General features: G+C 69.2%; 13 protein-coding genes. 11 read left to right on the top strand and 2 right to left on the bottom strand.

Annotated elements, in window-relative coordinates:
• Positions 1–89: 89 nt before the first annotated feature.
• The 6 genes from E0H75_RS34360 to E0H75_RS44370 all read left to right on the top strand — a co-directional run bounded on the left by E0H75_RS34360 (position 90) and on the right by E0H75_RS44370 (position 6,033).
• Positions 90–1,109 carry a Gfo/Idh/MocA family protein gene (locus E0H75_RS34360; RefSeq protein ID WP_131517874.1) on the top strand — a complete coding sequence of 340 codons (1,020 nt, stop codon included), beginning with the start codon at positions 90–92 and terminating at the stop codon, positions 1,107–1,109.
• Positions 1,106–2,149, top strand: coding sequence for a Gfo/Idh/MocA family protein (locus E0H75_RS34355; RefSeq protein ID WP_131517873.1), 1,044 nt, complete (start codon positions 1,106–1,108; stop codon positions 2,147–2,149). Before E0H75_RS34360 ends, E0H75_RS34355 begins: the two co-directional genes overlap by 4 nt.
• A gap of 155 nt (positions 2,150–2,304) precedes the next feature.
• On the top strand, positions 2,305–3,084 hold the full coding sequence (locus E0H75_RS34350) for an enoyl-CoA hydratase/isomerase family protein (protein WP_131517872.1): 780 nt from the start codon (positions 2,305–2,307) through the stop codon (positions 3,082–3,084).
• Complete coding sequence (locus E0H75_RS34345) at positions 3,084–4,037, top strand: class I SAM-dependent methyltransferase (protein ID WP_131517871.1); 954 nt, start codon at positions 3,084–3,086, stop codon at positions 4,035–4,037. Before E0H75_RS34350 ends, E0H75_RS34345 begins: the two co-directional genes overlap by 1 nt.
• Positions 4,038–4,046: 9 nt before the next feature.
• Positions 4,047–4,967 (top strand): acyltransferase, encoded by a 921-nt coding sequence (locus E0H75_RS34340; RefSeq protein ID WP_131517870.1) that lies wholly within the window; start codon positions 4,047–4,049, stop codon positions 4,965–4,967.
• Positions 4,968–5,343: 376 nt separating this feature from the next.
• Positions 5,344–6,033: a hypothetical protein gene (locus tag E0H75_RS44370; protein WP_238163438.1), complete on the top strand. Its 690-nt coding sequence runs from the start codon at positions 5,344–5,346 to the stop codon at positions 6,031–6,033.
• Here the strand turns inward: E0H75_RS44370 and E0H75_RS34330 are convergent.
• Positions 6,030–6,758, bottom strand: a complete 729-nt coding sequence (locus E0H75_RS34330) for a class I SAM-dependent methyltransferase (RefSeq protein WP_131517868.1) — start codon at positions 6,756–6,758, stop codon at positions 6,030–6,032. The two genes, E0H75_RS44370 and E0H75_RS34330, sit on opposite strands and share 4 nt — an antisense overlap.
• 120 nt (positions 6,759–6,878) lie before the next feature.
• Here E0H75_RS34330 and E0H75_RS34325 point away from each other — a divergent pair, with 120 nt between their 5' ends.
• The 4 genes from E0H75_RS34325 (at position 6,879) to E0H75_RS34310 (ending at position 10,248) form a co-directional block, all read left to right on the top strand.
• Complete coding sequence (locus E0H75_RS34325) at positions 6,879–7,661, top strand: electron transfer flavoprotein subunit beta/FixA family protein (protein WP_131517867.1); 783 nt, start codon at positions 6,879–6,881, stop codon at positions 7,659–7,661.
• A 14-nt stretch (positions 7,662–7,675) separates the two neighbouring features.
• Positions 7,676–8,632 carry an electron transfer flavoprotein subunit alpha/FixB family protein gene (locus E0H75_RS34320; RefSeq protein ID WP_131517866.1) on the top strand — a complete coding sequence of 319 codons (957 nt, stop codon included), beginning with the start codon at positions 7,676–7,678 and terminating at the stop codon, positions 8,630–8,632.
• A gap of 150 nt (positions 8,633–8,782) precedes the next feature.
• The gene (locus tag E0H75_RS34315; RefSeq protein ID WP_165554223.1) at positions 8,783–9,595 is read left to right on the top strand and encodes an NAD-dependent epimerase/dehydratase family protein; all 813 of its coding nucleotides are present in this window, start codon (positions 8,783–8,785) and stop codon (positions 9,593–9,595) included.
• Between the two features lie 2 nt (positions 9,596–9,597).
• Positions 9,598–10,248 (top strand): nucleotidyltransferase domain-containing protein, encoded by a 651-nt coding sequence (locus tag E0H75_RS34310; RefSeq protein ID WP_131517864.1) that lies wholly within the window; start codon positions 9,598–9,600, stop codon positions 10,246–10,248.
• 19 nt (positions 10,249–10,267) lie between these two features.
• On the opposite strand, the gene E0H75_RS34305 is transcribed toward E0H75_RS34310, so the two are convergent.
• Entirely contained in the window at positions 10,268–10,744 is a 477-nt protein-coding gene (locus E0H75_RS34305; protein WP_165554222.1) for a pyridoxamine 5'-phosphate oxidase family protein, read from the bottom strand.
• A gap of 92 nt (positions 10,745–10,836) precedes the next feature.
• On the opposite strand from E0H75_RS34305, the gene E0H75_RS34300 reads away from it, so the two are divergent.
• Entirely contained in the window at positions 10,837–13,452 is a 2,616-nt protein-coding gene (locus E0H75_RS34300) for an ATP-binding protein (protein ID WP_131517862.1), read from the top strand.
• Positions 13,453–13,477: the final 25 nt, after the last annotated feature.

The following is a 13,477-nucleotide window of genomic DNA, read 5'->3' as shown; positions in this document are numbered from 1 at the left end:
AGACGGTAGTTGCGGACGCCTGTGCGCAATGATACGCAAGGACCGTTACTAATTTACCGGACTCCCAACTGGGCGGAGTAGGGGATCACATGTCGGAAGAGTTGGCCGGTCTGACCGTTGGTCTGATCGGCGCGGGCAACATCGCCCACTTGCATGTCGCCGCGTGGAAGGCGCTCGGCGCGCGCATCCTGGTGCACTCACTCGAGGGCGCCGAGACGATGGCCGAACAGTACGGCCTCGAGGTCGCGGCATCGCTGGACGGCTGCCTGGCCGAGGCGGAGTTCGTCGACGTCGTCACCCCGTCGGCGACCCACAAGGAAGTCACGCTGGCCGCGATCAAGGCCGGCCGGAACGTGATCTGCGAGAAGCCGCTGACCCTGACCGCCGCCGACTCGCACGAGGTGATCGCGGCCGCCGCGGCCGCCGGCGTCCGGATCTACCCGGCGCACGTGGTCCGGTTCTTCCCGGCGTACGTCGCCGCGCACTCCGCCATCCAGGCCGGGCGCATCGGCGACGTCGCGGTGGCGCGGTTCTTCCGCCAGGCATCGTCCCCGGCCGGCGGCTGGTACGGCGATGTGGCCCGCTCCGGCGGCGTCATCATGGACCTGATGGTGCACGACCTCGACCAGGCTCGCTGGATGTGTGGAGACGTCACCAAGGTGTACGCCGTCCAGAACCCGCCGACCGTGGAGGGGATCAGCCCGCTGACGGTGGCCGCGCACGTGACGCTCACCCACGCCTCCGGTGCGATCAGCCACTGCCGCGCGACCTGGGCTGCGGCCGGGTCCGCGTTCCAGTCCGGCTACAACATCGCGGGCTCCACCGGCGTACTGAAGTACACGTCCGCCGCGGACACCGGCTATGCCGAGGAACTGCAGGACGGCGGCGCGGCTGCCGACCTGCTCATCCCGGCCAACACCTTGGGGGAGAGCCCCTACCTGACTCAGCTGCGCGAGTTCGCTCTCGCACTGCGCGGTGGTCCGGAGCCGCGGGTTCTGGCGCCGGACGGCGCGGCCGCCGTGTATCTGGCCGAGGCGGCGCGCGCCTCGATGGAGACCGGCCGTGTGATCGACATGGTGACCTTCGACCCGACGGGAGCGGCGGCATGACCCTCAAGGTGGCGATCGCGTCGTTCGCGCACGGGCACGCGATGTCGTACGCGGACCTGCTCAACCAGCTGCCCGATGTCGAGGTGCTGTCCGCCGACCCCGACGGCGCGAGCGCGCCGGACCCGGGCCCGCGTGGTGCCGAGCTCGCCGCACAGCTCGGCGTCCCGTACGTCGACAGCTACGACGAACTGTTCGCGTGGGGCCCGGACGCGGTCGTCGTGACGAGTGAGAACGCACTGCACCGCGGTCTGGTCGAGCGGGCCGCGGCCGCGGGTGCACATGTGCTCTGCGAGAAGCCGCTCGCCACCGAAGTCGAGGACGGCGAGGCCATGCTGGCGGCTTGCGAGGCTGCCGGTGCGATCCTGATGGTCGCCTACCCAGTCCGGTTCTCGCCGCAGTACCTGCGACTGCGTGCATCCGTCGAGGCCGGGTTGCTCGGCGACGTGTTCGCGGTCCTCGGCACCAACAACGGCAAGATCCCGATCGGTGGGCGGCAATGGTTCACCGACCCCAAGCTCGCCGGCGGTGGCGCGCTGGTCGACCACACCGTGCACTGTGCTGACCTGATCGACGGCCTCACCGGTGGTGCGGCGCCGCAGCGCGTGTACGCCGCGGCCAACCGCGTACTGCACCAAGACAAGGGCGTCGAGGTCGAGACCGGCGGTCTGGTGACGGTCAACTACGACAACGGGCTGCTGGCAACCATCGACTGCTCGTGGAGCGTTCCCGACAACGGTCCGACCTGGGGTGGCGTCACGCTGCAGGTGACCGGCACCAACGGATCGGTGGAGATCGAGCCGTTCCTGCCGCGTATCAACGGCACCGACCCCGACGGGGAGGTGTACCTGGGGATCGGCGAGAACTTCGACGCCTCGATGCTCGCCACGTTCCTCCGGGCCGTCCGCGAGTCCGGTCCGGCCGTGGCAGGCCAGCCTCCGGCCGCCGTACCGCAGCCAGATGGCGCCGTCGGCGTCCGCACACTCCGCATAGTCGACGCCGCCCGCCGCTCGGCAACCTCCGGCCAGCCTGTGGACCTGTGACACTCACCAACTAGTCCGGAAGGCTGTAGCCCACGCTCGGGCGCGGCCTTCCGGGCCGGTTGCAGGGGGTTTGCTGAGTGCTGCGGATCCGGGTCCGGTACGGTGCCGGGGATGTGACCGACGGGTAGGACCCCGGGACCATAAGGAGCACCGCGATGGGCGAGTTCGTCAATCTCACCGTCAGTGATGGGATCGGCACGATCCGATTGGATCGGCCGAAGATGAACGCGCTGAATGTCCAGGTCCAGGAAGAGATCCGGGCCGCCGCGCTGGAGGCGACCGCGAACGACGACGTACGTGCGGTGGTGATCTACGGCGGCGAGAGGGTGTTCGCGGCCGGCGCGGACATCAAGGAGATGGCCGACATGTCGTACGCCGACATGGTCAAGCGCTCCGGTCCGCTGCAGTCCTCGCTGTCTGCGGTCGCCGCAATCCCGAAGCCGACCGTTGCCGCTGTCACCGGGTACGCGCTGGGCGGTGGCTGCGAGCTGGCCCTGTGCGCTGACTACCGGATCGCCGCCGACGACGCCAAGCTCGGCCAGCCGGAGATTCTGCTCGGCATCATCCCCGGTGCTGGCGGCACGCAGCGGCTGTCCCGGCTGATCGGCCCGTCCAAGGCGAAGGACCTGATCTACACCGGTCGCTTCGTGGACGCAGCCGAGTCGCTGGCCATCGGTCTGGTCGACAAGGTCGTGCCCGCAGCTGAGGTGTACGACGCTGCGGTCGCGTGGGCCGGGCAGTTCGCGGGCGGCGCCGCGCTGGCGCTGCGGGCCGCCAAGGAGGCGATCGACTCCGGGCTCGGCGTGGATCTGTCCACCGGCCTGGAGATCGAGCGGCAACAGTTCGCCGCCCTGTTCGCCACCGAGGACCGGGCGATCGGGATGAAGTCCTTCGTCGAGAACGGCCCGGGCAAGGCCGAGTTCAAGGGAATCTGATGTCTGCAACCGCGAAGCCGGCCGCGACCGCCGAAGAGGTCGAGGCGGCCTGGAACGACAACAAGCTCGCCCAGGTGCTCTACCACGACTGGGAGGCGTCGACGTACGACGAGAAGTGGTCGATCTCGTACGACGAACGCTGCGTCAACTACGCCCGGGACCGCTTCGATGCGATCGCCGGATCGAACGGCCGGCCCTACGGCAAGTCGTTGGAGATCGGCGCGGGCACCGGCTTCTTCACCCTGAACCTCAAGCTGGCCGGGGTTCTCGCCGAGGCGCACGTCACCGATCTCTCGCCAGGCATGGTGGAGGCGGCCGAGAAGAACGCGAAGACCCTCGGCTTCGCGGTCGAGGGCCGGGTCGCCGACGCCGAGAAGCTGCCGTACGACGACGACACGTTCGACCTCGTCATCGGGCACGCGGTGATCCACCACATCCCCGACGTCGAGCTCGCGTTCCGCGAGATGCTGCGCGTGCTCAAGCCGGGCGGCCGCTTCGTCATCTGCGGCGAACCCACCCGGTATGGCGATTACGTTGCCCGCCGACTGTCCCGGTTCACTTGGTGGGCGACCACCAACGTGACCAAGTTGCCTGCGCTCTCGCACTGGCGCCGTCCGCAGGAGGAGCTCGACGAGTCCTCGCGGGCCGCCGCGCTGGAGGCTGTCGTCGACCTGCACACGTTCGACCCCGACACGCTGGCCCGGATGGCTTCGCGTGCCGGTGCGACGAACGTGAAGACGGTGACGGAAGAGCTGCTGGCCGCATGGGTCGGCTGGCCGATCCGGACGTTCGAGGCCGCCGTACCGGAGCAGAAGCTGGGCTTCGGCTGGCGGATGTTCGCGTACAAGTCGTGGCTGCAGTTGTCCAAGGTGGACAAGGTTCTGTCGGCCGTGGTGCCCGACGAGCTGTACTACAACGTCTCGATCACTGGTGTCGCGCCTCCTGCGCAGTAGGGTGTCCGGATGCGGTTGCTGACCGCGGCGAATCTGAGCTGGGTGGTGCGCCATCGGGCCTGGACGCCGTACTACCTGAAGCGCTATTGGCGGTTCGCCTGGTTCAAGCTGCGCCACCGGCAGGTGATCACCGAGGGATTCGTCTTCCTGGGCAAGCATCTCGAGATCGTGGCGCGGCCCGGGCACGGCCGGATCATCCTCGGCAAGTGGGTGCACCTGGGTGACGAGACCCGGCTGCGCGCGCACGAGGGGACGCTGCGGATCGGCGACAAGGTGGTGTTCGCCCGCGACGTCACGGTCAACTGCTACCTGGACATCGAGATCGGCGCGTCCACGTTGATCGCGGACTGGACCTATATCTGCGACTTCGACCACAAGACCGACGACCTGGACCTGCCGATCAAGGACCAGGGCCTGGTGAAGTCTCCCGTCCGGATCGGTCCGGACTGCTGGCTGGCCACGAAGGTGACCGTCACCCGTGGAACCGACATCGGCCGCGGCGTGGTGATCGGTGCGAACAGCGTTGCCCGTGGCAACATTCCGTCGTACGCCGTCGCGGTCGGGGTTCCGGCCGTGGTGGTGGCCGACCGCACCACCCGCTATGCCGCCGACGCCGCCCGCCGCGCCTACCTGGCCGGTCTGGCCGAGGCAAACGCCCGTACGACGGCCCGACTGCACGAGGGAGCACCGCCACCTCCGGAGACTGTTCAGCCGGAAACCGTCCGGGCCGAACCTGTCCGGCCCGAACCTGTCCGGTCGGAAACTGATCCGGGAGAAACCGGGAGTGACGGGGTAAGAGCACCTGGTGAGGACGAGACCGGCGGCGAGGGGTTCTCAAGTTACTCATCAGTCCGGCACTATGTCCCGCACGAGCGGTTGGATGTCCCACCCGATCGGTCGATCGTCGGAGAGGAGACGCAGCGTGGCTGACCAGACCGGGGCCGAGTCCGCGACCGACCGGTCGCCGCTCGACCAGGCCGCGGCCGACGACTCGATCACGCAGGCGCGGACGCGCGCGGTCGATCCGGTTCCGATCGTGACGGAACCCGGGGGCGCTACGTTGGAATCAGTGCTTGAAAAGAGCGCTGGCTCGCCGGCGGCGGGAACGGAAGTGGGCGTGAACCGAAGGTTGGACCCAGAAGTGCAGACAGTGGACGGCAGGACAGCCCCACCGGCCCCGCTCGCGGGCGCCCGGCGCAGGCTGTCGCCGCGCCCGGTCCCGGTCAGCCGGCGGAGGAGACCGCCGGCCACAGCGCCGGCACCGGCGACGGATGAGGAACCGACCCCGGCTGAGGAGATGGACGACGTGGGTACGCACGACGACAAGGCGGCGGCCGCCGAAGCCGACAAGGCGGTGACGGCCTCGAAGGACACGGATTCACCCGACAGCGGCCGCGCGACCGCGACGGCGACGAAGCCGGCCCGGCCGAAGACCGCGGCGGAGATCGTCGCGGAGCAGCGGGCCCGGGAGAGGGCAGCTGCCGAGGCTCCGGCCGCGGCGGCCGGAACTGGTGCGGCCGGCTCGGAGGACGCCGCAACGGGGACCGGTAAGGATGCCGCGGGCAAGGATCCGGCCGAGACCTCGGTGACGACGCCGGTGAGCAAGGTGCCGGCCACCAGTGCTGGTGCCTCGGGCAACAAACCGCCGACGGGCCGGACCGCGGTCGGAACGTCCGGTAAGGGCAAGCAGGCGCTGGGCACGGTCGGCTCCGGAGTCAAGCGGCTGCGCAATCTGCTGGCGTCGCTGATCTGGCTGGTCGCCGTACTGGCTGCGGCGGTGCTTGCGCTCGGTGCGCTGTTCACCGCGCTCGACCAGACCAACCAGAGCAACGAGATCGTGCGCTGGGTGCTGGAGCGCGGTCAGGATCTGGTCGGTCCGTTCAAGGATCTGTTCCGGCTGGAGACCGCTAAGAACACCCTGCTGGTGAACTGGGGGATCGCGGCGCTGGTCTACCTGATCGTCGGCAAGATCGTCGAGCGGTTCGTCCGGCCCTAGCTGCGTGGTCGGGCCACGAGGATGAGGTCGAGAGATTCGTCCAGGTCGCCTGGGCGAATCTCGAAGTCCTGGTGTTTGGTGCTCGTCACGAGTTCGACCAGCTCCTCGTTCCACCGGTCGTGGCCGGCGGCCAACTGAGCATCCACACACGACCCGTACTGCGCTTCCCATCGTGTGAGCCGTTCGCCGTGGTGGAGTCCGAGTGTGTGGGTGATCTCGAACTCGCGCTCGAGGAGATCGGTGAACTCGGCGGGGGTCAGCTCGCGGGTGTGGTACCAGTTGCCGCTCGGGAAGGTCAGGCGGTTCGGCGTGCTCAGCACGAGGGTGCCGGTCGTGTCGAGGATGCGCGCGCACTCGGTGACGAACCGCGGCTGCTCCCACAGGTGCTCGATGGTCTGCAGTGACGTGACGAAGTCGAAGCTGTCGTCGGCGAACCCGGTCTGGACGAGATTGCCACGCACCACATTGACCTGTGGATAAACCCGGCGGACGTGGCCCAACGTCGTATGTTCATAGTCGAGACCGGTCACGGAGGCCGCGCCGGCCAGGCGGAGCAACTCCGCGCCGTAGCCCTCGCCGCAGCCGGCGTCGAGGACCCGGCCGGTCCCGAGGTCCAGATTGGCCGTGATCCAGCGATAGGCGGCGTCGTGGCGCGCGAACCAGTAGTTCTCGTGCCAGATCCCGGGCGCGGTTCTCTCGCCGGTCAGCGGTAACGTCTCGGTCACCAGGCTCAGACTAGTGCTGCGCCGGACTGTGATGGGACTCGCACGGGACTCATGTTTCTCGCGAGTAACATCCGTGGCAGGCTTGGGAGAGACCGTTAACCAGAAGGGGTCCCACACGCTATGAAGATCGTCGTCTGCGCGAAGTTCGTGCCGGATGCCACGGCGGACCGCCGGTTCCGCCCGGAGGACAGCACGGTGGACCGGGCCGGTGTCGACGGGCTGTTGTCCGAGCTGGACGAGTACGCCGTCGAGACCGCGCTGACCGTGAAAGAGGCCGGGGATGCTGAGGTGACCATCCTCACGGTCGGACCGGAGCAGGCGGCCGACGCGGTGAAGAAGGGTCTGCAGATGGGCGCCGACGCGGGTGTCCACGTGCTCGACGACGCGATCCATGGCTCGGACGCGGTCGCGACGTCGCTGATCCTGTCGAAGGCGCTGGCCAAGCTCGAGGCCGACCTGGTCGTGTTCGGGATGGGTTCGACCGACGGTGGTATGGGTGTCGTCCCGGCGATGGTGTCGGAGCGGCTTGGGCTGCCGGCCGTGACGCTGGGCTCGGAGGTCACCGTCGAGGGGCAGACCGTGCGGATCCGCCGCGACGGCGACACCGCCAGCGACACGATCGAGGGCACCCTGCCGTTGGTGTTGTCGGTGTCGGATCAGGCGAACGAGCCGCGGTACCCGTCGTTCAAGGGCATCATGGCGGCGAAGAAGAAGCCGGTGGAGACCTGGTCGCTGGCCGACCTGGAGATCGCGCCGGACCAGGTGGGTGGCGCCAGCGCGTGGACCGAGGTGGTCGAGGTGACCGCCCGTCCGCCGCGCAGCGCCGGCACGATCGTCACCGATGACAACGGCAGCGGTGCTGCCGAGCTCGTCGAGTTCCTGTCCACCAACAAGTTCCTCTGAGGGGCGATCAGTTCATGTCGAACGTTCTGGTTCTCGTTGACCACACCGCGGGCAAGGTCCGCAAGACCACCGCGGAGCTCCTCACGATCGCGCGGCGCCTGGGCGAGCCGGTCGCGGTGTTCATCGGTGACGGCGTTTCCGACGCGCTGCCGGTCCTGGGTCAGTACGGCGCGACCAAGGTGATCGCGCTGACGAATGCCGACCTCACGCAGTACTTGGTGGCGCCGAAGGCGGAGGCGTTGCAGCAGGTCGCGGCGAAGGTCGAGCCGGCCGCGATCCTGATCTCGTCGAGCACGGAGGGCAAGGAGGTCGCCGCCCGGCTGGCGGTCAAGCTCGACTCCGGCCTGATCACTGACGCGGTCGACGTCACCGCCGGTGACGGTGGCCCGGTCACCACGCAGTCGGTGTTCGCGGGCAACTACACGGTGCAGGCGAAGGTCACCCATGGCACGCCGATCATCACGGTGAAGCCGAACGCAGCGACCCCGGAGGCCGCGGAGACCTCGCCGGAGGTGGAGGAGTTCGACGTGACGGTCTCCGACGCCGCGAAGACCGCGCGGATCACCGAGTCCAAGCCGCGGGAGGCCACCGGTCGTCCGGAGCTGACCGAGGCCGCGATCATCGTGTCCGGTGGTCGCGGTACCGGTGGTGACTTCGGTCCGATCGAGGCGTTCGCCGACTCCCTGGGCGCGGCGGTCGGCGCATCCCGTGCGGCGGTCGACTCGGGCTGGTACCCGCACGCCTACCAGGTCGGCCAGACCGGCAAGACGGTCTCGCCGCAGCTGTACGTCGCGGCCGGGATCTCCGGCGCGATCCAGCACCGGGCCGGGATGCAGACCTCGAAGACGATCGTCGCGGTCAACAAGGACGAGGAAGCCCCGATCTTCGAGCTGGTCGACTTCGGCGTAGTCGGCGACCTCCACAAGGTCCTCCCCGCCGCCACCGAGGAAGTCACCAAGCGCAAGTCATAACCCACCCGGCTGGGGGCGCCCCCTCCGCCCCCAGCCACCCGCGCCCCGGCCCGCCCCCTCCCGAGCCGGCCCGTACCACCCCCACCCCACCGCACCAGATCTTCGCGCTGACAGGTGATTGTGACCGGTGGGCTGGTTACGATGCGGCGAGTGCGGATCTGGGTTAGTGGGGCCAGGGGGAAGTTGGGGAGTGAGGTCTGTCGGCAGTTGGTCGGTGACGGGCATGAGGTGGTTGAGGCCGACCTGACTGGCCCGGCGCCTGTTGACCTGAGTGATCGTGAGGCGGTTGCCCGGTCGCTCCGTGGGGTGGACGCGATCGTGCACTGCGCCGCGATCCCCAGCCCGGAGAACATCACGCCGGTGCGGTTGGTGGAGATCAACGCCCTCACCACGTTCAACGCCCTCGAGGAAGCCTGGACACAAGGCATCCGCACAGCCGTCCTCGCGTCGAGCGGCTCGATCTATGGCACGGCCTGGTCACCGGAGGAGCTCACCGTCGCCGAGGTGCCAATCGACGAGGACACCGAGCTGCGGTACGTCGACCCGTACGCGCTGACCAAAGACCTGCTGGAGCGCACCGGTGAGATGTACGCGCGCCGCGGCATGCAAGTCACCGCTCTGCGCTTCCACTGGATCCTCACGCCCACCGAAGTACGCGGCTACATCGCCGAAGCACCGCCCGAGGAGAACCGGCGCAACCTCTGGGGGTACGTCGACCTCGCCGAGGCAGCCCGAGCGTGCGTGCTCTCCCTCAAACCCCGACCCGCGGCCCAACGGTTCGAGACCCTGCTGATCGCCGCAGAGGACACCGGCATGGAGCAGCCGACCACCGAACTGCTCGCCCGCTACTCGCCGGATACCGCGATCCGCGGAGACCTCCCCGGCACCACCTCGACGTACGACTGCCGCCGTGCCGTCGAGATCATCGGCTGGACCCATGAGAGCCGTTGGAGGGACCGTTGACCATGGAGCGCACCTGGTATCCGGACGGACTGGACGCGGAAGAACTCGCGTGGCAGCGGCTGTACGGGCCGTGGAAGCAGTCGACGCCCGCGGAGGCACGCGAGGTGCTCGACGGGTACGACGGGGAGTGGTGGATCGCCGGCGGATGGGCGATCGAGGCCTTCACCGGCGTACGGCGGGAGCACGAGGACGTCGACGTGTCGTTGTGGCGGCGGGACATCGAGAGGCTGCGGCTGCACCTGAAGGGCAAGTACGACCTGTGGTCGAATGGGGGTGGACGGCTCAAGCCGCTGACTGACGAGCGGCCGGAGCAGCCCGCTGAAGCGGACCAGATCTGGTTGCGGAAGCACGCTTTGTCGCCCTGGGAGTTCGACCTGGTGGTGAATCCGGACCGCGACGGGCGGTGGGTGTTCCGCCGCGACCCGGAGCTCGACTACGTCCTCCACGACATCAGCTGGGTCGCGCCCGACGGCATCCGCTACCTGAACCCCGAGATCGTGCTCGCCTACAAGGCGAAGCAGGCACGCCCGAAGGACGAGCAGGATCTGGCCGCGACGCTCCCGTTGCTGACCGATGAGCGTCGTACCTGGCTGGCCGACATGATCGACCACCTACACCCCGGCCACGCCTGGATCGAGACCGTCAGAGCCTGAGCCGTGACCCGGGGTCACGTCACGACCACACCGAGCGGCGGGAGTCGATCCCGGTGCCGTAGTCCGGGTCGCCGCCGCGGACCAGGATCCAGTGGTCGGTCGCGTGAGCTCGGTAGAGGCGGAGCTCCTCGGGCTCGCGGAGCTCCTCGGCGCCGTACTTGCGCAGCTCCGGGTAGCGCGACGTGTAGAGGGCCGCGCAGTGTTCGAGCTCGTCGTCGGGGACGCGTTCGGCCCGGGCGCGGAAGTAGACGGCCGAGGCGCCGCCGATCGGGACGCTGGAGTCGAAGATCGCGATGCTCACGTCCGGGTTGGCCGCGATGTTCACCGAGTGCGCGGCCGCGGTCGACGAGGCCCAGTAGAAGGTGGCGTGACCGTCCGGGGTGAAGTAGACCGGGGTCACCCACGGCCGGCCGTCGGGGTCGACCGTCCCCAGCGTCATGTACTTGTTCGCTTCGATGACCGCCGCCGCGCGCCGGTCGAGGATTTCCTGAGTCATGGTTTCACCGTCGCATCGGACCCCACGCATTGTCCTCAGTAGCGGCCACGGAACCGCCACCGAACGCACCATGGCCAGGGCATGATGGGGCGGTGGCTGGTCCGAGAGAGGTGTCCGCGCGGGAGGCCGAGGTCCTGTCCGCGCTGGCCGGCGACCGCTCGAACGCCCAGATCGCGCGGCACCTGCACATCAGCGTCCGCACGGTCGAGAGCCACGTCTCGTCACTGCTGCGCAAGTACGGCGTATCGGACCGCCGTGAACTGGCCAGACTGGCCGAACTGGAAGGCGTGGGCCCGGCCCGAGCGCACGGGTTCACTGCACCGACCGGTCCAGGCACCAGCTTCGTCGGCCGCGAGCAGGACCGCGCCGAACTCCTCACCGCCCTCGACACCAACCGGCTGGTGAGCCTCCTCGGTCCAGGCGGCGTCGGCAAGACCCGTCTGGCCCTGCGGGTCGCCGCCGAGGTCGGCGAGAACTACTCGTATGGCGGAGCGGTCGTCGACCTGGTCCCGGTGCGACCTGGGTTCGTCGTCGCAGCCGTGGCGGAAGCACTCCAGGTGCGAGAGCAACCACCGCAGACGCTCACCGACGCAGTAATGGGACGACTTACTCAGGGCCGGACCCTGCTGGTGCTCGACAACTGCGAACACGTGGTGGAGGACGTGGGCGATCTGGTGGCCCGCATCCTCACCGAGGCGTCCGAGACCGTCGTACTGGCGACCAGTCGGGAGCGGATCGGTGTGGCGGGGGAGCGGCCGTTGCGGCTGGGACCGCTGGAGGGATCCGAGGCCGAGCAACTCTTCCGGGACCGGGCCGCGCTCGTCGCACCGGAGTTCACGGCAGCTGAGCCCACAGACGTCGCGGCGCAAGTGTGTGCCGGAGTCGACGGAATACCGCTAGCTATCGAGTTGGCCGCCGCACGGGCGGGCTCGCTGGGGCCGGACGGGCTGCTGGCCGCGCTGGACGATCGTCTGCGGCTCCTGGCCGGAGGACGCGGGCCGAACGAGCGGCACCACTCGCTGGCTCAGGTCATCGGCTGGAGCTACGACCTGCTCTACGACGACGAGCGCGCACTGTTCCGGCGGCTCGGAGTGTTCGTCGGCGGGTTCGACCTGGCAACTGTGAGCGGAGTGGCGCCCGCAAGCTCCCGCGGCGAGCTGAGTGACCTGCTGGGTCGTCTGACCGACAAGAGCCTCCTGCATCGCAGCCAGCACGCAGGCGCGAGCAGGTGGCGCATGCTGGAGACAGTCCGCGTCTACGCACTCGAAGAGCTCAACCGATCCGGTGAGTACGACGAGGTCGCCGTACTGCACCTTGCCTGGGCCGATGCCGCGGCCGGGGACCTAGAGAAGCGGCTCGAAGCGGGGGAGGAGTGGCAGGCCGAGTTCGACCAGGTCACCGCTGATCTCCGGGCAGCGGTCAGTCACCCGGAGGCCGACGTACGCCGGTTGGCTCGGCGCCTGGCTCACCTGACCTTCGCCCGCAAGCGGTTCGTCGAGGCGCATGACCACTACCTCACTGCCGCCGCCCACGCGACCGATGCCGCAGAGCTGTACGACGACCTCAGGGATGCGGCCGACGCGACGCTGACTGTTGCCGACGGCACGCAGGCGTATCACCTGATGCTGCGCGCGGCGGACCACGCCGCCGCCGAAGGCAACCCTGAGCTTCAGCAGGAAGCCCTCGCGTACGTCGTCATGATGATGAACCGCTACGAGGTCCAGCCTCCGCTCCCGGCCGACCGTGGTGCCGGCCTGATCGCGGCCGCTGCGGACACGGTTCAGGTCGACATCGCGCGGGCCTGGGCGGCGCGCCTCGAGCTGGAGCCTGCCGAGACTGCCGTCGCGGCGGCCCGGCGGTCGAAGGACCCACTGGCCGTGATGAACGCGCTCGACGCGTACAGCGCAGCCCTTTGCACTGCCGGCCGCCTGCGTGACGCGCGCCGGGCAGCGGTCGAGCGGCTCGAACTGGCCGCGACCCTGCCGGAGCACGACCCGCGGGCGTGCGCGGAGATCGTGGACGCCTTCCACGTCGCCTCGGCGACCGCTGTCGCGGTCGGCGACGTGGTCGAGGCGGTCCGGCTGGCGCGGCTGACCGATGACCCCATGCACGGGCATCCGTTCATCGTCGGCCCACGCCAGGTTCGTGCCTTCACCCTGGGCGGCCTGTTCGACGAGGCGATCCGAAGCGCCGACGAAATGTGGAGCAGTTGGCAGTCCGCCGGCCGCCCGCAGCACGCCTGGATGTCGTCGGCCGCATGTCTTGCCGCGCTCGCGCACGGTCTGCTCGGCACGGAACGGGAACCGGTCTGGCACGCTCGGGCACTGGAGATGGCTCACGTCCGCACTCCGGCCACGGCTCCGGACCTGCAGGCCGCGTCCGCGTTCGTCGCCGCGCGCCTGGCCCTCCACCGCAACGACACCAGAGCCGCCGGGGCGGTGGTCCGAGGAGCCTTCGCGGACTTCCCTGAGCCCTGGTGGGGCCCGTACGCCCACGCCGCCGGCGCCGAGCTGGCTGTGGTCGCCGGACTGGCCGACGCCGAGCGCTACGTCGAGCTGGCCGCGGCTGCCGAGAATCTGTGGTCGGACGCCGTCGTACTCCGGATCAGGGCCCGGCAGACCGGCGACCCGGCGGCGATGACCCAGGCAGCGGCCGCGTTCGAGCGGATCGGGGCCCGATTCGAGCAGAAGGTCACGCTGGAGCTGTGAATCGGCCCGGATGAGCGGGAACAAC

It is taken from the genome of Kribbella capetownensis (assembly GCF_004331485.1).
Classification (GTDB): Bacteria; Actinomycetota; Actinomycetes; order Propionibacteriales; family Kribbellaceae; genus Kribbella; species Kribbella capetownensis.
Note: the sequence above shows the minus strand (reverse complement) of the source record. Positions and strands in the feature narration are given on the sequence as shown.

Excerpts from the sequence above, each read along its gene's own strand:
- E0H75_RS34360 (WP_131517874.1), top strand. The coding sequence starts at position 90 with ATGTCGGAAGAGTTGGCCGGTCTGACCGTTGGTCTGATCGGCGCGGGC.
- E0H75_RS34355 (WP_131517873.1), top strand. The coding sequence starts at position 1,106 with ATGACCCTCAAGGTGGCGATCGCGTCGTTCGCGCACGGGCACGCGATG.
- E0H75_RS34350 (WP_131517872.1), top strand. The coding sequence starts at position 2,305 with ATGGGCGAGTTCGTCAATCTCACCGTCAGTGATGGGATCGGCACGATC.
- E0H75_RS34345 (WP_131517871.1), top strand. The coding sequence starts at position 3,084 with ATGTCTGCAACCGCGAAGCCGGCCGCGACCGCCGAAGAGGTCGAGGCG.
- E0H75_RS34340 (WP_131517870.1), top strand. The coding sequence starts at position 4,047 with ATGCGGTTGCTGACCGCGGCGAATCTGAGCTGGGTGGTGCGCCATCGG.
- E0H75_RS34325 (WP_131517867.1), top strand. The coding sequence starts at position 6,879 with ATGAAGATCGTCGTCTGCGCGAAGTTCGTGCCGGATGCCACGGCGGAC.
- E0H75_RS34320 (WP_131517866.1), top strand. The coding sequence starts at position 7,676 with ATGTCGAACGTTCTGGTTCTCGTTGACCACACCGCGGGCAAGGTCCGC.
- E0H75_RS34310 (WP_131517864.1), top strand. The coding sequence starts at position 9,598 with ATGGAGCGCACCTGGTATCCGGACGGACTGGACGCGGAAGAACTCGCG.
- E0H75_RS34305 (WP_165554222.1), bottom strand. The coding sequence starts at position 10,744 with ATGACTCAGGAAATCCTCGACCGGCGCGCGGCGGCGGTCATCGAAGCG.